14 protein-coding genes are annotated in these 24,162 nt (G+C 39.6%); 2 read left to right on the forward strand and 12 right to left on the reverse strand.

The features are described 5' to 3' along the window. Positions 1-56: 56 nt before the first annotated feature. Positions 57-1,301, reverse strand: a complete 1,245-nt coding sequence (locus GR160_RS02640; RefSeq protein WP_160748277.1) for an ABC transporter permease — start codon at positions 1,299-1,301, stop codon at positions 57-59. A gap of 95 nt (positions 1,302-1,396) precedes the next feature. On the opposite strand from GR160_RS02640, the gene GR160_RS02645 reads away from it, so the two are divergent. After that, complete coding sequence (locus GR160_RS02645) at positions 1,397-1,864, forward strand: hypothetical protein (RefSeq protein WP_160748278.1); 468 nt, start codon at positions 1,397-1,399, stop codon at positions 1,862-1,864. 84 nt (positions 1,865-1,948) lie between these two features. After that, positions 1,949-3,373, forward strand: a complete 1,425-nt coding sequence (gene hisS / locus GR160_RS02650; protein ID WP_160748279.1) for a histidine--tRNA ligase — start codon at positions 1,949-1,951, stop codon at positions 3,371-3,373. Between the two features lie 79 nt (positions 3,374-3,452). Here hisS and GR160_RS02655 read toward each other — a convergent pair whose 3' ends face one another. The 11 genes from GR160_RS02655 to GR160_RS02705 all read right to left on the reverse strand — a co-directional run bounded on the left by GR160_RS02655 (position 3,453) and on the right by GR160_RS02705 (position 24,158). Continuing rightward, a complete protein-coding gene (locus tag GR160_RS02655) occupies positions 3,453-5,546 on the reverse strand; it encodes a T9SS type A sorting domain-containing protein (protein ID WP_160748280.1) in 2,094 nt (697 codons plus the stop codon). Between the two features lie 182 nt (positions 5,547-5,728). Beyond that, positions 5,729-6,652, reverse strand: coding sequence for a sialate O-acetylesterase (locus GR160_RS02660; protein ID WP_160748281.1), 924 nt, complete (start codon positions 6,650-6,652; stop codon positions 5,729-5,731). Further along, complete coding sequence (locus GR160_RS02665; protein ID WP_160748282.1) at positions 6,652-7,614, reverse strand: polysaccharide deacetylase family protein; 963 nt, start codon at positions 7,612-7,614, stop codon at positions 6,652-6,654. The genes GR160_RS02660 and GR160_RS02665 overlap by 1 nt, the downstream gene beginning before the upstream one ends. Before the next feature lie 17 nt (positions 7,615-7,631). Next, positions 7,632-8,654 carry a LacI family DNA-binding transcriptional regulator gene (locus GR160_RS02670; protein ID WP_160748283.1) on the reverse strand — a complete coding sequence of 341 codons (1,023 nt, stop codon included), beginning with the start codon at positions 8,652-8,654 and terminating at the stop codon, positions 7,632-7,634. An 82-nt stretch (positions 8,655-8,736) separates the two neighbouring features. Beyond that, positions 8,737-10,410: a RagB/SusD family nutrient uptake outer membrane protein gene (locus GR160_RS02675; protein WP_160748284.1), complete on the reverse strand. Its 1,674-nt coding sequence runs from the start codon at positions 10,408-10,410 to the stop codon at positions 8,737-8,739. 12 nt (positions 10,411-10,422) lie between these two features. Continuing rightward, positions 10,423-13,422 carry a TonB-dependent receptor gene (locus tag GR160_RS02680; RefSeq protein WP_160748285.1) on the reverse strand — a complete coding sequence of 1,000 codons (3,000 nt, stop codon included), beginning with the start codon at positions 13,420-13,422 and terminating at the stop codon, positions 10,423-10,425. 374 nt (positions 13,423-13,796) lie between these two features. Further along, on the reverse strand, positions 13,797-16,808 hold the full coding sequence (locus GR160_RS02685; protein ID WP_160748286.1) for a DUF4982 domain-containing protein: 3,012 nt from the start codon (positions 16,806-16,808) through the stop codon (positions 13,797-13,799). 300 nt (positions 16,809-17,108) lie between these two features. Further along, positions 17,109-20,780: a two-component regulator propeller domain-containing protein gene (locus GR160_RS02690; RefSeq protein ID WP_160748287.1), complete on the reverse strand. Its 3,672-nt coding sequence runs from the start codon at positions 20,778-20,780 to the stop codon at positions 17,109-17,111. Between the two features lie 210 nt (positions 20,781-20,990). Further along, entirely contained in the window at positions 20,991-21,284 is a 294-nt protein-coding gene (locus GR160_RS02695; RefSeq protein ID WP_160748288.1) for a DUF3861 domain-containing protein, read from the reverse strand. A gap of 187 nt (positions 21,285-21,471) precedes the next feature. Further along, the gene (locus GR160_RS02700) at positions 21,472-23,064 is read right to left on the reverse strand and encodes a DHA2 family efflux MFS transporter permease subunit (protein ID WP_160748289.1); all 1,593 of its coding nucleotides are present in this window, start codon (positions 23,062-23,064) and stop codon (positions 21,472-21,474) included. Between the two features lie 5 nt (positions 23,065-23,069). Continuing rightward, positions 23,070-24,158 (reverse strand): HlyD family secretion protein, encoded by a 1,089-nt coding sequence (locus tag GR160_RS02705; protein WP_160748290.1) that lies wholly within the window; start codon positions 24,156-24,158, stop codon positions 23,070-23,072. Between the last annotated feature and the right edge of the window lie 4 nt (positions 24,159-24,162).

A 24,162-nucleotide genomic window follows, 5' to 3' on the forward strand; every position in this document is an offset into this window, starting at 1 on the left:
AATGCAAATTTAGGGTTTATTTGACTTTAAAAAAAGTTTAATGCTAAAGGCAACAATTACTCATATCTTAAAGCTTCGACAGGATCTAAGGCGGCGGCTTTAATGGCAGGGTAGAGGCCGGATACTACCGTTACAATTACAATAGTGCCCAACGATGCAGTAATGGCCATCCATGGCACAGGGAACGAAAGGTTCATAAAAACAGAAGCACCGTATGCCATGCCCAATCCTAAAAGCGTGCCCAGCATGCCACCCAAAAAGCAGACAATAAGTGTTTCGGTAAAAAACTGCATGGCTATTGTATTTTTCTTGGCACCTAATGACTTTCTAACGCCGATTTCCCTGGTACGCTCGGTTACGGAAACCAACATAATGTTCATTAGCGCTACAGAAGAGCCAAATACGGTTATAATGCCAATAACCCAGGCCGCAATGCTTAGTGCCGATGTCATAGAAAGTAGTTGCTGTAAAAGTTCGTCGCTGCGTTCTATGCCAAAATTCTCTTTTTCAACAGGGTTAAGTTTTCGTACAAGGCGCATGGCAAAAATGCCTTCGTTGACAGCAGATTCGAGCAAATCGCGGTTAGCAATGGTAACTTTAATACTGTAATCTATTTCGGGTGCGCTAAACATAGAGCGTGCAACTTGTAATGGAATCATAACATTAAGGTCCTGCCTGTTGCCAAATGTAGAACCTTTAGCTTTTAAAACGCCAATAACCTTAAACCGTGCCCCGCGCACCGAAAGTGTTTTGCCAATAGGGTTAACATCTTTAAAAATGCCTTTCTCAAAATCAGAGCCTATTATGCACACATAGTTGTTGTTGCTAATATCGAATGTATTAAAGTTACGCCCGCTTGTAGTTTCCAGCCCTGAAGTTGGCAAATAGTTTTCATCTGCCCCTATAATGGTTATTTCTGGATCACTTTTTTTGTCAGTATAACTTACCTCAGCATTACTGGCAGCGGTAAAAGATAGCGAAGTGGTTGCCCCCGGAAAATTGTATCGTTCTTTAAAACCGCGTGCCTGTGTATAGGTTATAACGGGGTTTACACGGGCATCACGCCTGTTTTGGCGGCCTACCTGACCCGAAAAATCGTACCTGCTTATAGAAAAAGTATTGGTGCCCATTACGGCAAAGTTTCCGGTAAGGGTGTTTTGCAATACTGCCACACATGCCAATATTCCTACCAAAGCCCACACACCCAATGCTATAATGCATACGGTTAATATGGTGCGCAATAACTGGCCTTTTATGGCAGAGAGGGCTATTTTAGTGTTTTCCGCAAACAAATTAAACATGTTTGTTTTTTATGCTAAAATAAGCATTTTGCTTTTAAGGTTTATAAATATTGATGTTAGCTTTGATTAAGGTATCTTTAGCAAAATTATTAGTCATGAAAAATAGCATTATCTTTTTAATTATTGCGGTTTTAAACTTTAATGCATTTGCACAGCGCACCAATAATAATGACGATCTTAGAGTAGAATATATTAGTAATAATGCCCCAAAAGTATATTTTACAATAAACAGCAAATGGTTTACAGAAGATGATACCCTGCCTGTTAGGTATATTGCAGACAATGATGTGATGATATTAAATGCAAGTGTGAATAATATGGGATATGAAGAAACTTTAAACAGATTGAAGCAGGATAAACGTTTAAAATTAGACGTTTTGGAGGATAAAAAGCGTTTAAAATGCCGGCATACAGAAGATGTAGATTTTGCTGTGCTTAGTTATGGCATATTTTTAGCCGATGGCATTATGCTTACATTATCCATAAAATTGCCAAACAGTAAACTACCCGAATGGGAGCCTCATTTTGACAATGTTTGCCAAACATTAAGTTTATATCCATAGGGTTTCTGGTTAGATTCTGTCATCCAAAATACCCGTAATCTAAAAAGTCTTTCAGTATATTTGCATCTTTAAATAATAGAAGAGATGGCAAAACCCGGAATTCCAAAGGGCACAAGAGATTTTTCACCAATAGAGGTGGCTAAGCGTCAATACATAATAGCTACCATTAAACATCATTTTGAGTCGTTTGGCTTTCAGCCGATTGAAACACCTTCGTTTGAAAATCTTGACACCCTTTTGGGTAAATATGGCGAGGAAGGCGACAGGCTTATATTTAAGATACTGAACAGTGGTAATTTCTTTTTTGATAAAAAAGGGGTAAAATTGCCGGAGTCGCTAAACGAACTGTTAGAAAATTCTGCCGAGACCATTACTACACAACAGTTAGTCGAACTTAACCGTTTTACAGCGCAAATATCTGAAAAAGCGTTGCGCTATGACTTAACTGTTCCTTTTGCACGCTATGTTGTGCAGCACCAAAACGAAATAGAGTTTCCTTTTAAACGCTACCAGATACAGCCCGTATGGAGAGCAGACCGCCCACAAAACGGCCGCTACCGTGAGTTTTACCAGTGCGACGCCGATGTTGTGGGAAGCACATCGTTATGGCAGGAGGTAGAACTTGTACAGTTGTATGATGCTGTGTTTACTAAACTTGGGCTTAAAGGCACAACCATTAAAATAAACAACCGTAAAGTGCTTAGCGGTATTGCTGAGGTTATAGGTGCTAAAGATAAACTGATAGACTTTACCGTTGCCTTAGACAAGCTTGATAAAATAGGGGAGGATGGTGTTAAAAAAGAAATGCTTGAAAAAGGGATTTCTGCTGATGCTATAGAGAAAGTTCAGCCGCTGTTTAACTTTACAGGCAATGTTAATGAAAAACTTGTAAAGCTTGACAGCCTGTTACAAACCTCGGCAGAAGGCTTAAAAGGAGTGGAAGAACTTCGTTTTATTTGCAGTAATGTAGCCGCTTTAGGCATGGGCGACTGCGAACTTGATCTTGACGTTACACTGGCTCGTGGGCTTAACTATTATACAGGTGCCATATTCGAGGTTACAGCACCCAAAGGTGTAGACCTTGGATCTATTGGAGGTGGTGGCCGTTATGACGATCTTACAGGCATTTTCGGGCTTAAAGATAAAAGTGGCGTAGGTATTTCGTTTGGCCTTGACCGTATTTATATAGCCATAGATAAGCTTAACCTTTTCCCTGAAACTGTTACAGAAGGCACAAAAGTATTGTTTATAAACTTTGGCGAAAAAGAGGCTTTATATGCACTTAAAGCTATTAAAGAACTTCGCGCAAGCGGTATTAAAGCCGAGTTATATCCTGATAATGCGAAACTGAACAAGCAGTTTAACCATGCCGATAAACGAAGCATTCCGTTTGCAGTGCTGGCGGGAGAGACAGAGATAAACGGCAGTCTGTTCAATCTTAAAAATCTTCTTACAGGAGTTCAGGAAACTGTTAACATAGATGAATTGACCGAAAAGTTAAGAAGCTAACAAAACAGGTATAGAAATAATTACTAAAGCAAAAGAGTTACCCGAAAAGGTAACTCTTTTTATATTAAATAGATCGGGCTTATTTTTTTACAACAAGCTTAGTATGGTTGTTGCCATTTTGGTTAACATTGCCAATATATGTTCCTGCAGCTATATTTAATCCGCTTAGGTCAATATTAACAGTGTTGTAGCCCTTTTCCAAACTGCCCAATGTTTTACTGAAAATTACCTGTCCCTGCATGTTGGTCAAAGTAAAATGAGCATCTCCGTTATTGTCAGTTAATAACGAAAGAGTTATTTCTTTCCCGTTTATTGGGTTAGGATAGATGTTAAAGCTATTGTCAGGCCGTTGTGGAGCTGCAGTACGGGCGTTACTATTTGCAGTAAACGATGCGCCGCCATCTGCATAATATATATCGGGCTGCTCCGGTGTACTCATGCCTGCTCCTAAAAAATAATCAGTATGGTGCGATTGCATATAGCCCTTAATGGTCATACAGTTTCTGTAGGCAGGATTGTGTGCTAAAGTATATAATCTCGTGGTGGAAGGAACATTTGTTGTAAAAATAACTAACTGCGAGTTATCAGCATTTCTTAATATAACCTCTTCGCGCCAGTCTCCGTTAATATCTCCATAAAATAGAGGTGCGTTGCGGTCGCTGCCCCCTGCATCATTATAATGCCAGCAGGTTACCAGCCTTGAAACCGATGAGGTGGTATAATTCCATTTCTCGATCTTTTCGTCGTGGAGGTTTTCGCCAAGTAAATCGCCATCCCACCAAATTTTAAAGTTAGGGTAGGGGCGGTTGGGGTCAGATGTAAGCTGTGTGTTAGTAGGGCCATTATATATTCCAAAAAAAGACCATACTTCAAACCCGCTGTGTGTTGGGTCTACATCGGCTGCTGTGCCACGGCCTATGTCGCCTACACTTCCATAATGTTCCCACAAAAGCTCTCCGGTATTGGCATCATAATAATACTCCAAAAGCCCGCTTGGGTTGTTTTGCTGAACGGCATAACCCTGCATACCTGCGCGGTTAGGGTCGAGCTTGCCAATTTGTGTGCGGTCGCCATGTACTACGCCCTCAGGCCCCAGTAAATAACGCACAGTGCCATCACCATTAAGGCAATAGCCTATATCGCAAACTTCATCGGTGCCGTTACCGTCAACATCTATTATTCTTATTTGGTGACCATCCGGTGCATCAGTGTTGCCCCTAAGCCATTTCCATTGCAGGTTGGTGTTATTGCCGTTGTAGTTAAAGGCGCAAACCATAAGGTTAAAAGAACCATCGGCATTTCGGTTTTTAAATTTGCCTACTATGCTTGGCGTGGTGCCATTTAAATATCCAATGCCCAGGCTACAGGCAAAAGATCCTGCAGTTGTATAATCATTCGGAATGGTCTTGTAACTTTTTAGCGCGCCTGTTTCTCCATCAAGTATAGCAATCCATTGCTTGGTGTCGCTACTGTTGGTCCATGTAGTGTTATCTCCAAACCTAACACCGTTGGCAATTTTTGTAATTACTTCGGCCTTTCCGTCACCATCAAGGTCATACACGGTTACGCCATCCCAGTTACCAACATCTATAGTAGCCGATCCTGGCGATATATTGTTCTGGTTGGCACTGTTGGGGCCATAATCTATGTCCCATAAAAATGTACCGTCACGTTTATAGGCTTCAATTTTACTATGGCCTGAAACATCGCCAATGCGGTCAAGCACATAATCATACTCGCCATCACCATCAAGGTCGCCCACCCATACAAAGTGTATACTCGAGCCCGGGAGTATAGGCACTGTATAACAGGGCTTGCTATCGGCATTAGCAATAAGTGTGTAGGTACCGCTTGCTGTCTGCTCTGTTCCGCCTATTACAGGTTTTACATAATATACATTTTCCTGAGTGAGGTTAGCAGTAGTATCTGTAAAATTGGTTCCAGCCGTTAATACTGAGGTATTTAATTTTGTGGCAGTTGCACCATTTTCAGATCTGTAAACGTTGAAACCTATACCCGAGGGGTCGAGCCCCAAAAGCCGCCAGCTTATAAAAACTGTATTGTTAGTACGAACCGCAACTACGCCCCGCCCTAAGTTTTCCATCCTTCTCTGCGCATGCAGAATGCCCGATTGCAGTAGTAGTAATACTGCCAGAAATGCAAATTTTTTCATTGTTCTGTGGTTTTAATATTAGTAATAATTTGTTGGAATTTATTTTCTTGACGGCTAATAAATGCTTTAAATAGCCGATTACAATATTTATAGAACCTGAATTGTAAAACCTGCGGATAGTTATTGTGTATGGACTGCCTTAATGTTTTATGGCTTGTAGAAATTGTTTGAAATTTATCATGCTATTTTAGGGTAACTTTTTTTGCTCTGTTACCCGCTATATTGAGTTCGACGAGTTTATTGTACATTTCAATACCAAGGTACTCCGCCGATGTTTCAGTAAAATGCAATTGGTCTGTTTGTAGTTCTCCCTGAGACATATCTATAACATAAAAGTTACTGTCTTCAAGAGCAAGTTGATGCATGGCTGTTTCTACTTCTTTGTTGTACTGCTTATTTAACCTGGATACAGTTCCGCATATAAATGGCAGTTGCTTGTATTTCATATCTCCGGTTTTTTGAACTAAGAAATTGCGCATATGGGCTATCACGTTTTTAAGATTTTCATAATAGTGACTGCCATACTTGCTATCACTTTCTCCCTGATGCCATAAAAATGCCTTAATACTGTATCCGTTCTTTAGTTTTGATAATGTGCTGTCTATGCACAGGCTAATGTTTTCTTCAAAGGAGAGCAGTAAGGATTTCCCTCCTTTGGCAGTAGATGTATTTTGGGTTAACCAGTTTTCATCTGCCTGCCAGTAATATTTACTGTTGCTGGTTGCCGCTGTATCTATAGCAGTTCCGCCTAAAGACCACTTAATTACGTAAAAATCTTTTTGAAACGCTTTTTCAAGCCAGTAATAAGTAACAGCGTCATAGGCCCAGCGGTGCGGATTGTTCTTGTTCTTTATGCTTGGCCAGAAAGGTTTAAAATTTCCGGTCACGGTATCGGTAGTGCTTCCTCTACTTATTTTACAGTATTGATATGCATTGTCTTTATACCCGTTCAAGATATAATCAGGTAACTTATCATTACCAATACGCCCATCAGTATTAGACTGACCCGCAGTAATAATCACTGCGGTCGGTTCGCTGTCATTCATTTTACCTGAAGAACAGGATGCTAATAGTATTAACAGTAAGCAGAGGTATTTGTATTTCATTACTTTAAAATTTTAAGTAGTATCTCCCCACCAAACGGATCGAAATCAAAAAGTGCCTTATCAGCATATATCATTACTTTAAGAGCTTTTCCATTCTGCATTGCTCTTAGTTGCTTTATATTCTTTTCGGTTATTACAGCCGTCAATTTCTCTGTAAATATTTCAGGATCTAATTTTAATAGAGGCGTAATCACATATTCCCCTTTTTTGCTTTTTACATCAAGCCTCGTGTTTTCATATTCTTTTGTATAAGCGGCTACCTCCCTAAATGTGCCCACCCATACTTTATCCTGCATTTCATAAACTGTTTTCAGATGTTCCCAAAAAACATGAGGATTGTTAAAGGCATCATAGCCATAGGTAATGCCATGTGTCATCCCCACGCCCCACGCGTTGCTTTTAATAAGGCTGTCAACCCAATCAGAGAGGTCTTCTTTAGTCGATTTACTTCCAATAGAGCGCTGTTCTGTCCGGGTACCTACACGGTTACGCGATGCTAAAGCAATAACTTCGGGGTTTTTTCTGTTGCCCGGATAGCAATAGGAGCGGGGCAATATGCCTGTATTTGCAAATATTGCACTGTCGTTTTTATACAGTTCTGTTTCAATTTCTTCCGGAGTACATTTTGTAAGGTTTTTATGTGCCCATCCATGATTGGAAACTTCCTGCCCCAATAAACTGATTTCTTTTATCTGCTTCCAATTCATTCGGGTAGAGTCCGGCTTAGCACTTGTACTTACCCTACTGCCATTAATCCAAAATGTACCTTTAAATCTATATTTTTTGAGCTGTGGCACCACAAGGCTGTAATGTTCGGCAAGACCATCATCAAAAGTGTAGCTTATAGCACATTGCCTGTCATTCCTGTATTTTGCTATATGTATGCCTAATTGATCTTTTGGCGAAACATTGAAAAGAAACACGGTGCATATAAGTAGTATGTTTTTAAATATATAGCTCATATTATTAAGAACAAAAGTTATACTTTACTCGAAGCTCTAAACTGTATTTTGGTATGCAGTAATAATGTTTTTTGTTTAGGTACTGCCTTAGTTTTTATTACTTCGGCCAAATTGGTAAGTGCCAAAAAGCCTATATCTGTTGCCGGTTGCCTAATGGTAGATAGGGGAGGGTTTAGCGCAAAGGCAATATCGGTGTTAGAAAACCCTATAACTGCTATTTCATTCGGTACTTTAATTTTGAGTTTTGCCAAAATACCCAATGTGCGTGTGGTAATAATATCTGTTGCACCAAAAATGGCATCAGGTTTACCGCCCGACGATCTAAGTTTTTTGATCCAATGGCCTATCTTTTCATCTAAAGACTCTATATCTTCGAGATTACAGGAAATTTTAAAATCAGGATCGTATTGTATATCATTTTTTTTCAGCGCTTCCTGAAATCCCCTAAAGCGGGGATGGTTTTCTCCAAACTGTTCTGCGGTAATAAACACAATCCTTTTACGGTCTTTTTTAATAAGGTGTTGTGTGGCTTTTAAAGCTCCCATGTATTCATCAACTCCTATTTTTACAGTCTCCAATTCGCAGCTAATGCGGTCAAAAATTATAACCGGGCAGCAGTTTTTTATTATTGATGAAATGAAAGATATATTAGCAGATGCATCAACCGGAGCTATTAAAATTCCGTCTACGCCCCTTGATATTAAGGTTTCAAGACAGGATTTTTCGGTATCTGTATTTTCAAAGCTCTGCATAATAACAATATCATAGCCAGTTTGCAGCGATGCTTTTTGGATGCCATCCAGCACCTGCGAAATAAAAGTGTTATTTATGGAGCAAACTATTACGCCAACTGTGTTTGTTTTGCCGTTCTTAAGGCTGGTGGCTACTTTGTTTGCTCTGTAATTGTTAGTATTTGCAAAATCAATTACGCGCTGTTTGGTTAGCGGACTTATTTCGCTAATATCATTTAAAGATTTTGAAACAGTAGACACAGATAGTCCCAAAGCCTTTGCAATATCTTTAATGGTAATATTTGCCATAGCATAATTGTCTTAAAGGTTAAATTCAATGCACAGGCAAATAATGCCTGTACATCAAATTTTCTAACCCAATTCATGTTGTTTATTGAGGATATCCCTCGTTTTGTTCTAACACAGCTTCCCTGTTCCTCTCAATTTCAGAATAAGGAATAGGCAACAGGTTGTGATGAGGCTCAATATCATTGTAATAAGTATTAAAACGTGTAACCCTGTCATACAACAATCCAAGGCGGTTTAAGGTTAGCCTCCTTTTTTCTTCCACACCAAACTCTCTCATCCTTTCATCAAGAATATAATCGATGTTTACTGCCGATGGTGCCACATTACCGGCATTAGAGCGCGAGCGAACCACATTAATATCAGCCGCTGCCGCGGTTGTATTATTAAGGCGATAGTAAGCCTCTGCGCGTATGAGGTAGGTTTCAGCCAGCCTGAACATATACTGGTCTGTATATGTGCCACCTGCTGTTGCATCTTTTAATAAAAATGTACTTGCGTTTTGATACAGGTTCGCAGGATGGTCAAAAGGTGTGGTTACCTTACTTTGATAAGCATAAAAGGCACGGCTTGGAACGGTAATACCAGCAGGAGGATTCTCGGTAGAGATTATTTGCCCGTATAGTGGAGAGGCAGGATTGGTTGCCTTAAATTCTCTAACAAAATTGTGATTAGCGTTTCTTATGTCATTAGTCCAGTCGCTTTGCCATATAGTGTTGCTAAAATATACTGTAGATATTGCCCAACCAATGCCACGGCCACCTGTATAATCTCCTATGGGCCAGCTAAACGGACGGCTTCCGTTTATTACAATATCCCTGACAGACGGTGCGTGGTGCCTTTCATAAAGCGGTGCACCTGTTCTGGTAGTGGTTACGGCAGCACCGCCCGGCACATCAGTTTCAAACTGTATTACCCAAAGTGCCTCTGTATTAGACGCATGGTTTTGGTTATTGCGCTGAAAAAGATCCCAGTACACATCGCCCGGTTGTACACTTATTCTGTTTCCAAACCTTTGGGTCATAAGCCCTGTAGAAGGGTCGTCTATTACCACTGTAGCGGCATCTACTGCGTTTTGATATTGTCCTGCTGCAAGATATACTTCAGACAGTAAATGGCGAGCCACAAGTTTGTGCACCTGCCCCGGGCTTACCTGTGCTTTTGTACGCAGGTTTTCGGCGGCAAACTGCAAATCGAGTATTGTTTGGTTTAAAACTTCTTCTTTTGTGGCTCTTACAAAGTCGAGTTTGGGTTCATAAACAGCCTCTGTAATTAAAGGCACACCACCATATAAATATACCAGTGTACGATAGCTAAATGCCCTGAAATATCTCGCTTCGGCTTCAACTAAAATTTTTTGCTCATCGGTCATTTCCGATTCGCCTATTTTATCCAGTATAATATTAGCTTCAGATATTATCTTAAAAAAGTTTACCCAGTGCACTACGGCAACACTGTTGCTGTCGCCATAAGGGTTCATAGCTCCTTCATAATTTGTAAATCGCAGCACATCGGGCTGGCCGTCAAAAACAAGGTCGGTTCCATAAATGTAGTCCATGTTGTTGCGGTCGCCTTTAGAGTAGAACTCGAAACGAACCCTATCATACAAATAATTGAGCGACATTTTAAAATCGTCATAAGTGTTCAGAGCATTAGAAGCCGCTAAAAAATCCAAAGGCTCTTCTTCAAGAAAGTCTTTTTCGCAGGATGTAGATACCATCAGTGCGGCTAAAAGTGGAAGTATTATATATTTTTTCATAGTCTTCATAGTTTAAAAAGTAATATTGACACCTACAGAATAACTTTTCATTACCGGCCTGCCATTCTCGTCAAGTCCCTGTCCGGTTTCAGGATCCCAGCCTTTCCATTTTGTCCAGGTAGCAAGGTTTTTGCCGCTAACAAAAAGGCTTACATCAGAAACCCCTAACTGTTTAACCAGTTTTTGATTGAAGTTATAGGATAGCGATACATCCTGAAGCCTTATAAAGCTACGGTCACGATACACTGGTGTGCTTATAGATGGTGCTACAATAGATCTTGGGAATTCTCCATTGGGGTTGCGGGGCGACCAGTAGTCTATATCAGAAAAATAATTGTATCTAACCGAGTTGTCATTACGCAATCCGCCAACGCTTGTAGGCAGCATATTGCCAAGATAGCCGTCTTTGCCTCCTTGTATAGAGTTAAAGAATATGTTCAGGGTAAAGCCTTTGTAGGTTACAGTATTAAGTAAACTTACACGATAGGCCGGGTTAGTTTGTCCCAGTATAACGCGGTCATCGGCTGTAATTTGCCCATCGCCGTTAACGTCTACTATTCGCTGCGTTCCTGGGCTGTAACCGCTCGGAATATCATCGCCTATCTGATAGATACCGTCATATTTATAACCAAATATTGCCCCTGTTGACTGGCCTATAAAAAGCCCTGCCGATGTAAGGTCGTCTTCGCGCCCATCACCGTCAATATCTTCACCTGTTAAAGCAATAATCTCATTCTTGTTCGTAGAAAAATTGGCGGTTGTACTCCACGAAAAGTCTTCACCTTTAATATTTTGCGATGTTAGCTGTATTTCAAGCCCTTTGTTCTGTACTTCTCCCACGTTTGTTAGTATACTTTGTATTCCAACCAAGGCCGGTAGAGGAACACTAAATACAAGATCATCCGTTTTGTTTCTATAGTACTCTACTGTACCCGAAAGCCTTTTATTGAACAGCCCAAAATCCAATCCAAAGTTTAAGCCGATGTTTTTTTCCCAACGCAGGTTAGGATTTTCCAGCCTCGTGGCATTCTGCCCAAAAACAGGGGTACCGCCGTCGCCATATACATAGCTCCTGCCACGGCCAAAAGTAGGAAGCGATTGATAACGGCCAAGTGTATTACCTGTAGCCCCATAGTTAGCCCTTACTTTTAAAAAGTTGAGTGTTTTGTTGTCTTTTAAGAATGATTCCTCAGATACGATCCAGCCCAAAGCCGCTGAAGGGAATATTGCCCATTTTTCATTCTTTGCAAATACCGAAGCTCCGTCTCTTCTAACAGTGGCTGTTAAAAGGTATCGGTCTTTAAATTTGTAGTTAACACGTGCCATTTGATAGTTAAGGGCTTCTCTCCATGCTCCTGAATTAGCAAACTGATTGATGCCCTGTTCCAGGCTGTTATAGCCCATTATTAAAGAGGATATGTCTGATGAGTTAGACTCTGTTATAGTGCTTTCTCTTTCAATGGCTCCATACAGCAGGGTTACATCTATATCATGCCTGCCAAAGTTGCGCTTGTAGTTTACAATGTTGTCCAGTGTATAATCATTATAACGGGTGTGGTTCTTGTATGCAGCACCCGTCAAGCCGGCATCATATTTACTTGCACCAAAGTTTTCGCTTATTCTGTAGTTGTTACCATAATTTACACGATAAGTTAGGCCCTTAAGAAAAGGAAAGTTTACTATGCCATAAAAATTGCCAAAGAAATCATTCTGTGTAGAGTGGTTTTCTACATCGTATGTTAAGAATGGGTTTTGTATATTGGTTCCCGTAGGCGCCGGAATAAGGTTGCCGTTTTCATCATACGGGACTAAAAAAGGAGCCTGCCTTATAAGTGCATCAAGATCGGGCTCTGCGCCGCTATAATCATTAAACGCAGCAAAAGACTGTACACCAACGGTTAACCAATCGGTAGCTTTGCTTTCAAGGTTTACCCTGATGTTCTTACGTTTAAAGTTGTCATTTATTATAAAACCTGCCTGATCTGTTAATCCTGCCGAAATAAGATAATTTACATTATCTGCACCTCCGGACACACTTACTTCATGTTTTTGTATCTCACCCGGATTTGTGCCCGCATCCCACCAGTCAAAATTATTATCTCTAATATTGTTATTTTCATCCAGCATAAAACGATCCATACGGGTTGTTATATCAAAAGCCGGGTTAGGAGTAGTATAATCAGGGGCTAAAAAAGCTTCGTCATAATACAAATCCCTAACTTTTTCTAAAAATTCATCTCTGTTTAGTGGCCTTAGTTTAGTAGCGGGGGTTTGAGAGGCATAGCTCCAGCTATAGGTAATTTTTGGTTTACCTTTTTTTCCTTTTTTGCTGGTAATCAGTAATACTCCATTACCAGCCTGAGAACCATAAACAGTAGCTGAACTGGCATCTTTAAGTACTTCTATAGATTCTATGTCGTTAGGGTTAATAGAGGCAAGAGTACCGCTGTACGGAATTCCGTCAAGTACTATAAGTACGCTTCCATTACCGCTAATGGTATTATTTCCCCTAATTTGTATAGATGGGTTTTGTCCGGCAGAGTTTACCTGACCTATATTTAAACCCGGAACCGTCCCCTGCAAACTTTGGATAATATTTACGTTTGGTGCTTTCCTGAAGGCTTCGAGGTTAGCACTGGATACTGCACCTGTAAGGTCTTTTTTCTTCTGTGTACCATAACCCACCACAATTACTTCCTCAAGGGTTTTGATGTCAGGATCCATTCTTACATTTAGCGATGTTTGCTCGGCAACAGCTACAGTTTTTTTTGCGTAGCCTATAAAGGAGAATTCCAGTTCAGGGTTTTGAACACCCGAAGGAATGGTTATAGTAAAATTACCATCCATATCGGTTACGGTCGCAACCGATGTGCCTGAAATAAATATATTAACACCGGGAATTGGAAGGTTTTGCTCGTCATGAACAACCCCGGTTATTTCTTTGTCCTGCGCTTTTACACTCCAGGAAAACAGAAGTATAAACGAAAAAAATAAAGTAATTTTATTAATCATTTTTTATGTTTTATAGTTATACAATTGATTTTTTCGACTGATAATTCCAGTCCCTTAGCTGAGGTTTTAAATTTGCTGTACCTGCTGTAATAGTTATTCATCTTGTTATAATTCATGCTTGTTATTGGATTTATTTTCTATTAATTAAATTCACTATATCGATTTCGTTTTCGTTTGAAAAAAAAACTCCTTTTCAGGAGATTCTTCACAGGATTTGAAAATTATAAGTCAATATTATAGCTGCCCGCTAAATCGTCATGATTTTACAGGTATAGTACACGATATAATTTTCGTATTTTTTAGGGAAGCGTTTCCCAAGTGGGGAGCAAAACTATAAGGATGTTGCTCCCCAAAATTTAATCAGATTACCTTTTCTAGTTTACTTTTTCATAGACTTCAACTTCTACAATACGCAACTGTCCTTTACCATCGGCGGCGTTGGGATCTTTATACAGGTCCAGCTCTTTATTGCCTGTAATTTCTATGATCTCGCCATAAGCATCTTTATCCTGGCTTTGTCCTTTTAGCTGAATCTTTACAAAACGGCCTTTTGTTGGTTTTACAGGTATCGATATATATCCAAGACTCTTTTCAGTATCGCCGCTGTACACCTCTTTGCCATCAACAGATATGATAATAGGATAGCTTCGCATCCTCCAGCCTGTAAGTTTTAGTTCTATCTCGCTTATTTCTGCATCACGCTCCAGCTCATAAGTAATCCATCCGGTTTTTATGTCGCCGTTATTTGTCCATTCGCTTAGCTCGTTGTCATCAAAGCTTTGTTTTACTTTATCAGTATTAGTATCTGTAAGTGCCCCCACAATTTTTATTGCTTTGCGGCTTTCTTTATAAGATGCACCTTTTGGCGTTGCCCCCCTTTGCAGGTTAGAAGGCTGGTGGTTGCCGCTAATGTATCCTGATAATCCGTTCTTTTGTTTAGCTGTTACGGTTGTAAAGCCAATAGATGCAGGTGTTAAGCCCTTTGCTGTTGCACTTAATGTTATTTTGCCCGCTTTGTTTGTAGAGCGTATAAGTACTCTGTTTACACCACATTCTACCGGAAGTATTTTCGACAGTATGTAGTTGTCTTTTCCCTGTGCTATACCGCCACGCCATTCGGCAGGGCCATTCAGTTCAAAAGATATGGCATCATTTGCCAATGGGCAACGGTTCCCCTGTGCGTCTACCACTTCAACCTGAACAAGTGCAAGATCGCCACCATCGGCTTTAAAACCATCAGGAGCATGCATTTCAGTAAGTTTTATGGCTGCCGGTTTTCCTGCAGTTTTAATTTTAGCGCGGCTAAGTTCTTTTTTATTAGCGTCATAACTTACTGCCTCTATAGTACCTTCCTGCCATTTAATATCTTTAAAGGTGAATAAAAACCCGTTGCTGCGTTCTCCCATCCCCTGCGACTTGCCATTTACAAACAGCTCTGCCTGCTCTCCTGACGATACTGCGTAAACATCCTTCACCACATCCGGAGTATAATTCCAATGGCCTACAAGGTGCGTGCGGTAGTTTTCAACATCTACCCATCCGTCCCACATTACCTGATGGGCATAAAAAGCATCTTTGGCTATGCGCATGGCATCTACCTCGCCGCTGCGCCTGTAGTTTTCCACACCCCTAAAGTGCGTGTTAGAGTCAGAGAATATAATATTTACTCCCCCAGAACTAACCCTTGTACCTGTGCCGGGACGCACCCTGTAATAATCCCACCAGGTTGAAACATCTGCCCTAACAAAAGAATCCTGGTTTTGGTTGTAGGCACGGGCATCTTTCTTTTGGCTTGTGTTCGTTACAGTTGACTTATATTCGTTAACACCCTCGCCATTTTTATGAAAAGGGTAGGAGTAGTCGTCCCAGTATTTGCGAAGTGCCTCATCACGGCAGTATTCTGTTGCCCACATAGGTATATGGGCACTTTTGTTTATATAGAGCATTTCGCCGCCATATTCGGCAATTTGACTATCCAGCATTTCGCGAGATCCTATGGCACGTCCTCCAAACGGGTCATATTTATCGCGTATGGCTTTCATTTCCGCCATGTGTTCTTCAGATATCGATTCGTTACCGCACTCATAAAAAATAATACTTGGGTTGTTGCGGTTGTATATAATAGCATCACGCATTAGCAGTGTGCGCAGTTCCCAGCGGCGGCCCTCTACATCTTTTTCAGAATCTCCTGCGGGCATGGCCTGCATAAGCCCCACACGGTCACAGCTTTCCACATCCTGTTTCCATGGTGTTACGTGCATCCAGCGCACAAGGTTTGCATTGCTGTCTACCATTAGCTTGTTACTATAATCGCTTAACCAGGCCGGCACGCTCATGCCCACGGCAGGCCACTCGTTACTGGTGCGCTGTGCATATCCTTTCATTTGTATTACACGGTCGTTAAGCCATACCATACCATCGGCAAAACGTGTTTTCCTAAATCCGGTGCGTGTGTTTACCACATCTACAGGTCTATTGTCTACATAAAGTGTTGTGTAAATATTGTACAGGTAGCCATATCCCCAACTCCAAAAATTAAGATTGCCTATTTCTTCTTCTGCCGATAAAACTGCTGTTTCACCCGGTTTAAGTGTTTTATTTGTGCCGGAAAATGTTTTTACTACTTTGCCATCCATATCTTCTACTTTAACTTCATAGCGTATGTTTTTGGATGTGTTATGCTCGTTGCGCACTTCCGATTCGGCGCGGATAATAGCCGTTCTGTTACTAATATTTATCTGTTTGGCATATACATAAGTACCCGTAGTACCCAAATTGCTGTAAAGAGGTAATGTTTGATATACTCTGTCTTTTACATGCAGGTACACATTTTTAGGAATACCGCCATAGTTGGCATTAAAGTTCTTGTCGTTCCATTGGTAGTTAGACTGTGTGGCACGCTCTTTATATTTCCAGGAGTTGTCTATGCGTGCAGCTATTATATTGTCTTTACCGTTTGGGTTAAGATAATCTGTTACATCAAGCCCGACAGCCATTACACCATTTTCGTGTATACCGATTGATTTTCCGTTGATGTAAAACTCTCCCCCGAAGCGTATGCCTTCAAATTCAATGAACACTTTTTTGCCCTTAGCTTCTTTAGGCAATGCAAAATGCTTGCGGTACCATACTATAGATGTGCTAAGGCTGTCTATAGGCAGTTTAAAAGCTTCGTCTTCGTTAAAAGCGCGCGGTAAGGTTACTTTTTTCCATGAGGTGTCGGCCAGTTTTGGGTCGGCACCGTTGGTCACTTCCCCTACATTTACCAGCCACTCACTATTAAAGTTGTATTTTAACTGTTGGTTTTTAGATTGCGATAAAAGTTTGTCGGTATTGAAAAATAATACTAAAAATGTAAGAGCTATTACTCTTAAATGCTTGTCCATGGTTTGTAATTAAATAGGGTTACTATATAGTATAATGCTGAAATGACGATGATCGATAATGTAAACGAAAACGATATTGTTAACAGGGCAAATGTAAAACATGAGTAAAAAATGAGCCTGTAAAATTGTCCCGAATTACGGGTAAAAACAGACCAACCTCTTGTTTTGGAAGAATAAACGTGAATATTTTGTTGTTTTTTTATTGGATATAAAAAAAAGTAAAAATATTTTTTAGAATTATTGAACGTTAAATTTGCAACGATTTTAGGGTTGTTGATGCATTGAAAAGACGTATCAATTTTATTTTGATGTAATTGTTTTAGCATATTCTGTTGGTGCCATACCAAATTCTGATTTAAAACATTTCCTGAAATAATCTGCATCGCTAAAACCAACCATATAGGCTACTTCATTAACCGTAAACTTAGATTCTGATAGTAGTTGCTGAGCTTTTTTCAGACGAATTTCTTTCAGTATTTCAGAAAGGCTTAGTCCTGTAAGGTCTTTAACCTTCCGATAAAGCTGACTCCTGCTTACCCCAATGCCTATACAAATTTCTTCTACTCCAAGTTCGGGTTTCGATAAATTATTTTCAATAAATGCTAAAAGTTTTTGCAATAGCTTTTCATCGGCCGAAAGAGGTATCTCTTTTGCAGGCTGTACAGATATTTCTTTGCGGTATTTTTCTTTTAAATTTTGTCTCAATATGAGCAGGTTTTTAATACGGGCAGACAGTGCAGAGAGGTTAAATGGCTTAGTAATATAATCGTCGGCACCGTTTTCTATTCCTTCAATTTCAGATTCAACAGGATCCTGAGCCGTAAGCAGCACTACGGGTATGTGAGAAGTTTTAATATCATTCTTTATTTTTCGGCACAATTCAAAACCGTCCATTTGCTCCATCATCACATCCGATATTACAATATCAGGCTGTTCCTGTATGGCAGTTTTAAATCCTTCGGTTCCATCAGATGCTTCCAATACAGTATAAGTATTAGAAAAGTAATCTTTTAGATAGGCTCTTAATTCTATATTATCTTCTACTAAAAGTATAGTATTGACTTTTTTTGCCCCAATGCCTTTTTCCTGAATGGGGATTATAGCATTATCCGTAATATCATTAATTGCTATGAACTCATTATTTGTATCAGCATCATACGTTTTTAAAGGCAACGTTACTGTAAATGCAGTTTGATTTTGACCTATGGCTGAATATTTGCTCTCAACTTCTATTGTTCCGCCATGGAGCTCTACAAGCCCTCTGCTGTATGCAAGCCCTAAACCTGTACCGCCCGAGCTATGTTTTTTTCCTTGTTTAAATGGCAGAAAGATTACTTCACTGTCTTCATCAGATATTATTTCTGTAGCGGTATTTGTAACTTTAATTACTGCGTTTTGTTCATTCTCTTTTGAGGAAAAAGAGAAATTTACGTCTATTTTTCCTGATACAGGCGTAAATTTTAGTGCGTTAGACAAAAGGTTGTAAATTACTTTTTCCATTTTGTCTTCATCATAAAGAAATATGCAACTGCTTACATTATGATTAAAGGTCAAGCTAATATTTTTTGACGCTGCGTTATCTTTAAAGGACGCTATTACAGTATGTAAAAAAGCTATTATGTCATAATTTTTAAGTTCAGGTTGTAAATTGCCTGTTTCGAGTGTCCTGAAATCAAGAAGCTGATTAACCATTTTCACCAATCTTTCACCACTAAGGCGCATGGTTAAGAGTTGAGTATATATAGCTTTATTTTCGGCAAACATGTTTGTAAGCCTTTCCAATGGGGCAAGTATGAGGGTTAGTGGCGTTTTAATTTCGTGAGAGATGTTCGTAAAGAACTGAAGCTTGTTTTGATACAGTTCGTTTTCCTGTTTGTGCATAAGCTCCTCATAAGCCAGTTTTGTTTTAAGCCCTGATACCCGTGCCGAATATTTATGGTAGGTGTAAAAACTGCCGGCTATAATTATGATATAACAAAAATATGCCCATCCGCTGGCCCAAAAAGGAGGTAATACTTCTATATTTAATACAGTTGGAACAGTATTCCAAACACCGTCGCTGTTTGAAGAAATAACCTTGAAGGTATATTTGCCTGATTGAAGATTGGAGTAGGAGGCAACCCTGCGTGTGGCATCAGTATATACCCAGTTTTTATCGAACCCTTCAAGTTTATAAGCATATTTATTTGCTTGGGGGTTAGAGTAATGTAAGCCTGCAAATTCTATCGATATACTTTTGTCATTATATTTTAGCTCAATTTGTTTGGTTAAATATAATGGCTTTGTTAATACAACCCTGCCGTTTATTTTTTCGTTGATCTGTACCGGACGGTTGAGTATCTGTAATTCTGTGAGTACGGTAACAGGCAGTGTTTTTTCCGGTAGAATATCATCAGGATTAAAAATATTAAATCCGTTATTGCCCCCAAAATACATTTTGCCGTTACTATCTTTAAAAGCGGCTCCGGCAGAAAACTCCTGACTTTGCAGGCCATCCTGTAAACCATAGGTTCTTACGCTCATCCGTTTTTTATGCAGTTGCGATATACCTTTTTTATGGCTTATCCATAAAAAGCCTTTGTCATCTTCTAAAATAGAGACGACAGAAGATTTTAAGAACTGATCATTAGCAGAAAGGTTCGTAAATGTTTTGTTTACAGGATCATACTTATCTAACCCATTTCCGGTACCGATCCATATTATTCCGCTTTTATCTTCATAAATGCAGTTTATTCGGTTATCGCTTACAGAGTTTCTATCTTCATTATGAACAAAATGCGCTGTAACTTTAAACTCATCAGAATTCGCTACCTGTTTAAGTACGCTTATCCCACCGGTATTGCCGCCTATTCCTTCGCACCCAACCCATATTTGGCCTTTTGAATCCTGCATAACAACCCGTGTGTGGGCATGCAGCATCATTTTTTCCGGGCTGTAGTTTATAAAAATGTCTTGTTTTGGTTTGTATTTATAAACTCCGTTCCAGCTTGCAATTAATATATTATGCTCATTGTCTTCGTTAATGCCAAAAACGGTAGTGTACCTTACTTTTGCAGACAGATCGCTGAAAACTCCCGTCGAGGGATTATAACAGTTGAGCCCTTCTTTAGTGCCTATCCATATAACTCCGCGCGAATCACAAAAAACGGAGCGTATCAAATTGCTCGTTATTGAACCTGGCCCTTTTTGAAGATGCCGTGTTTTATTGCCAATTACAGTAATACCCTTATCACGCGTACCCACCCAGATATTTCCGGTCTTGTCTGTACAAATAGAGGTTATATTATTATCTGCTAATGATTGTTTTACAAAAGGATCATGATAAAAATGCTGAAAGGGCTTTGCTGCCAAGTTTGCTTTATTAATGCCGTTGCTATAAGTGCCTACCCATAATATATCGTGATTATCTTTATAGATATCTGTTACATAAGCGTCATTTAATTGTCCGGGATTTATTGAGCCTTCTTCATAGATCTTTGTTACGCCCGATCTTATATTTGTTTCTATAAGACGGTTTCTTGGAACCTCAATTTTCCATACATAATCCTTAAAATTAGCTTTGGTTTTACTAATATGTTTTCTTCTGTCTGTCCATAAAAAAATAGAGTCGGCAATTTCATTTCTTTTAAACCTGTCAAAGTTATCTTTTTCATAGTTGTAGCGGCACAACTCATCATCCTCAAAAGTGCGTATCCAGATGTTCTGCTCTTTGTCAAGCTTTAGGGTATGTATCCTGTTGTTATTGATACTTTTTTTATCCTTTGGATTGTACATATAGGTTTTAAAAGAATACCCGTCATAACGGCACAATCCGTTCCAGGTTCCAAACCAAATAAAACCATATTTGTCTTTAACTATGCCCAATACAGTGTTTTGGGGCAGGCCGTCATCTGAAGTAATGTGATTAAACCGGATAATTGGATGTTGAGAAAATGCCTCATGTATGCTACAGCCAATAAGTAAAAACATCATTACAATATAAAGATGCTTTTGGTTAAGGATATAGCAAATAGGTTTCAACATTTTCAGTAAAAAATAAAACTTAAACAGGCTCTAAACTACAACATTATTATTTTTTAACTGTCATGTACTGTTATGTGCCGATGATGTTTACCAACTGTATTGAATAAAAAAACTCCGAAAGTATATTCCGGAGTTTTAAAAGTATTAGTTTGTAGAAAATTATATGCCGCTTTTTAGCCTTTTCATAAACTCTTTAAATGCGGGTAAAAAATCTTCGAAAAGACCATGCTCTTTATTGCGCAGCATTACTTCGCTAAACATTTTTAAACCAATGGCAAATTCAGCCGACTGGTTCACATCACCAAAATGATCTTTTTCCTGCAACACTTTTATAATGTTGAAAATATTGTCGTGATTATCAAATTCTATAACAACAGGCTGTTGTAATTCTTCATCTTTAGGGTTGTAAGTATGTTCTAAAGTAACTTTATAATGGTTGTATTTTGTATTCATGATTTTAATGATTTAAAAAAGCCTGGCGCACTGAAAAGCTGTGCGCCAGGCTACCTGCTGGTTAGGCAAAGTTAAATTTACTGTTTATATTTTCTGTCGACATTTCCGAAACATACATTAAGAACCTGCTATAATTTATAATAAATAACATTCGGTCTATTATCTCTCATCTATTATGTTTCGTCTCTTAGTGTACTGATGACATATCTACCTTACTCTTACCTTGTCTTACCAATAATATAAACGGTATACAGATAACGAAAAGTATGCCCAAATACAGAAACACGTCCATGTATGATAATACTGTTGCCTGTTTCATTACACCACCTTCAAGAGCGGCATAGGCCTTATTTAAAGCTTCAGATGAGCTAAAACCCCTTGCCATAAAGCCATGTTGCAGTTGCTGTACTCTTTGCTGAACTGCAAAATCGGTAGCGTTTTCATGTGCTACAAGGTTTACCCTGTGTGCCTGTGTAGACCTTGTAATAAACGTACTGATGAGTGCAATACCAAACGAACCGCCTAACTGACGCATCATACCTGTAAAAGCCGCACCCTCGCCAATGCTTTTGCCTTTAAGGGTGCTTAGTGCCATAGTTGTAATAGGTACGAATAGCAAGCCCAAGCCAACACCGCGAAGTATAAGAGGCCAAAACATGTGTTCGGAACCTGTATCTGGTGTCATAATGCTGTACATCCAGAAGGTAAAGCCAAAGAACACCATAAAACCAACAGCTACCATATAAGTTTGAGGTACACCGTTCTGGATCATCTTACCAATAAAAGGCATCATAAAGGCTGTCATTAAAGAACTTGGTATTAATAGCATACCTGCCTGTAGTGCGGTCCAGCCCAGCATAGACTGGGTGTAAATTGGTATAACAAACGTTGAACCATAAAGCCCGAAGCCTAATATAAAACACATTATGGTACCAATGCGCAGGTTACTGTCTTTAAGTACACTAAGGTTTACAATAGGATGTTTATACACGGTTTCTCTCCAAATAAATGCGAGTAAACCAAAAACGGCAACCACACTCAGGATAACAATTTCGTGCGATTCAAACCAGTCGTCCTGCTGCCCGTGTTCTAATACAAACTGTAATGATCCAATAAACGCAATGAGAAAAAATATTCCCAACCAGTCTACCTGGCTTGCTTTAAGCTTTTCGCCATATTTAGGGCTTCTTACATATATAAGGCTCAACATGGTCGCTATAATACCAAGAGGAACGTTAATGTAAAAAATGTAAGGCCATGACCAGTTGTCTACTATCCATCCACCCAGCGGCGGCCCAAGGGTAGGGCCTACAATTACACCCATACCATAAATAGCCTGTGCAATACTTCGTTTTTCCACCGGATAACTTTCTGTTATAATGGTTTGTGCCGTTACAAGGAGGGCACCACCTCCCATTCCCTGAATGAACCTAAAAGTTACAAGCTCCCAAATGTTATCAGCATTACCACACAAAAAAGACGATACCGTAAAAATTATAATAGATGCCGCAAAATAATTTCGTCGGCCAAACTGCTGTGAAAGCCAGCTTGTCATAGGTATAACAATTACGTTTGCAATGGCATAGGCTGTAATTACCCAAGCCACATCGGTCAATGTAGCACCAAGGCTACCACGCATTTCATTAAGCGCTACGTTTACAATAGTTGTATCTACAATTTCAAGCAGGGCACATAGTACTGCTGTTATTGTAATAATAACGCGTTCAAAGCCATATAAAACTAAACTATCGTCTGCTTTTACTGTTGCTGCTCCTGCCATATTTATTATTTTAAGTGTACATCAACTTCAACGTTCATACCTGAGCGTAAAAGTTTTACTTTCTCTTTATCGTTACTGTCGGTAAGATTGATCCTTACAGGAAGTCTTTGTACTGTTTTAACAAAGTTACCAGTGGCATTGTCAGGAGGCAATAAAGAGAAACGTGCACCGGTTGCAGGAGAGAACGAACTAACTACGCCTTCAAATTCTACATCCGGGTAAGCGTCGGCCACGATAATAACTTTTTGGCCTTCTTTCATTTTAGTAACCTGTGTTTCTTTAAAGTTAGCAACCACCCAGCTGTTAGAATTGTCTAAGATGTAAAACAATGCCTGACCCGGTTGTACAAGTTGTCCGGGCTGAATGTCTATAGTAGATACCTGACCGTCTACAGCAGCAGTAACCACTGTGTAAGAAAGGTTTAGTTTAGCAGCATCAAGGGCAGCCTGAGCTCTTTTAATGTTTGCCTGGGCAACTTCGGTTTGTTTGTTGCTTACATTGCTTCTTGATACGCTTGCAGCTCTTTGAGATGTGCTTGCGGCCTGTGCCTGTTGTAATACTTTAAGTTCGGCTTCGGCTTCCTGTTTAGCAGCCTGTGCCTGTTCAAACTGTTGTTTGGTTATGCTCCTGTTATTATAAAGGTTCTGGTAACGCTCAAAATCGTTATTAGCCCTCCATAGTCTTACTTTGGCAGCCTCAATATTTCCTTTAGATGAAAGTATATTAGCTTCAGAAACAGATACTCCCGCAGCCGCACCGCCTATATCGGCCTTGGCCACTTCAAGGTTGCTTTGTGCTGCTAAAAGCTGTGCTTCGGCATCGGCAACACGAACCGCATAATCTTTATCGTCAATAGTAAATAGTGTATCGCCTTTTTTTACAAAGTCGTTATCTTTTACATATATTTTAGTAATATATCCGGTAACGCGGGGCAATATCGGGCTCATGTTTTTTTCTACCTGGGCATCGTCTGTAGTTTCGTGTGCCAAAGAGTGCATGTATTTATAGATACCGTAACCACCACCTATAATAACAAGAACTATAAGTATGATAAGGAACTTTTTATTGGTTTTCTTTTTTTCCGTGGTTTCCATGGTT

The organism is Flavobacterium sp. Sd200, from assembly GCF_009826935.1.
GTDB lineage: Bacteria > Bacteroidota > Bacteroidia > Flavobacteriales > Flavobacteriaceae > Flavobacterium.

Bases quoted from the DNA above. Each gene is read 5' to 3' on its own strand.
- GR160_RS02685 (WP_160748286.1), bottom strand. From the start codon at position 16,808: ATGGACAAGCATTTAAGAGTAATAGCTCTTACATTTTTAGTATTATTT.
- GR160_RS02680 (WP_160748285.1), bottom strand. From the start codon at position 13,422: ATGATTAATAAAATTACTTTATTTTTTTCGTTTATACTTCTGTTTTCC.
- GR160_RS02640 (WP_160748277.1), bottom strand. From the start codon at position 1,301: ATGTTTAATTTGTTTGCGGAAAACACTAAAATAGCCCTCTCTGCCATA.
- GR160_RS02700 (WP_160748289.1), bottom strand. From the start codon at position 23,064: ATGGCAGGAGCAGCAACAGTAAAAGCAGACGATAGTTTAGTTTTATAT.
- GR160_RS02665 (WP_160748282.1), bottom strand. From the start codon at position 7,614: ATGAGCTATATATTTAAAAACATACTACTTATATGCACCGTGTTTCTT.
- hisS (WP_160748279.1), top strand. From the start codon at position 1,949: ATGGCAAAACCCGGAATTCCAAAGGGCACAAGAGATTTTTCACCAATA.
- GR160_RS02675 (WP_160748284.1), bottom strand. From the start codon at position 10,410: ATGAAAAAATATATAATACTTCCACTTTTAGCCGCACTGATGGTATCT.
- GR160_RS02660 (WP_160748281.1), bottom strand. From the start codon at position 6,652: ATGAAATACAAATACCTCTGCTTACTGTTAATACTATTAGCATCCTGT.
- GR160_RS02705 (WP_160748290.1), bottom strand. From the start codon at position 24,158: ATGGAAACCACGGAAAAAAAGAAAACCAATAAAAAGTTCCTTATCATA.
- GR160_RS02670 (WP_160748283.1), bottom strand. From the start codon at position 8,654: ATGGCAAATATTACCATTAAAGATATTGCAAAGGCTTTGGGACTATCT.
- GR160_RS02645 (WP_160748278.1), top strand. From the start codon at position 1,397: ATGAAAAATAGCATTATCTTTTTAATTATTGCGGTTTTAAACTTTAAT.
- GR160_RS02695 (WP_160748288.1), bottom strand. From the start codon at position 21,284: ATGAATACAAAATACAACCATTATAAAGTTACTTTAGAACATACTTAC.
- GR160_RS02655 (WP_160748280.1), bottom strand. From the start codon at position 5,546: ATGAAAAAATTTGCATTTCTGGCAGTATTACTACTACTGCAATCGGGC.
- GR160_RS02690 (WP_160748287.1), bottom strand. From the start codon at position 20,780: ATGATGTTTTTACTTATTGGCTGTAGCATACATGAGGCATTTTCTCAA.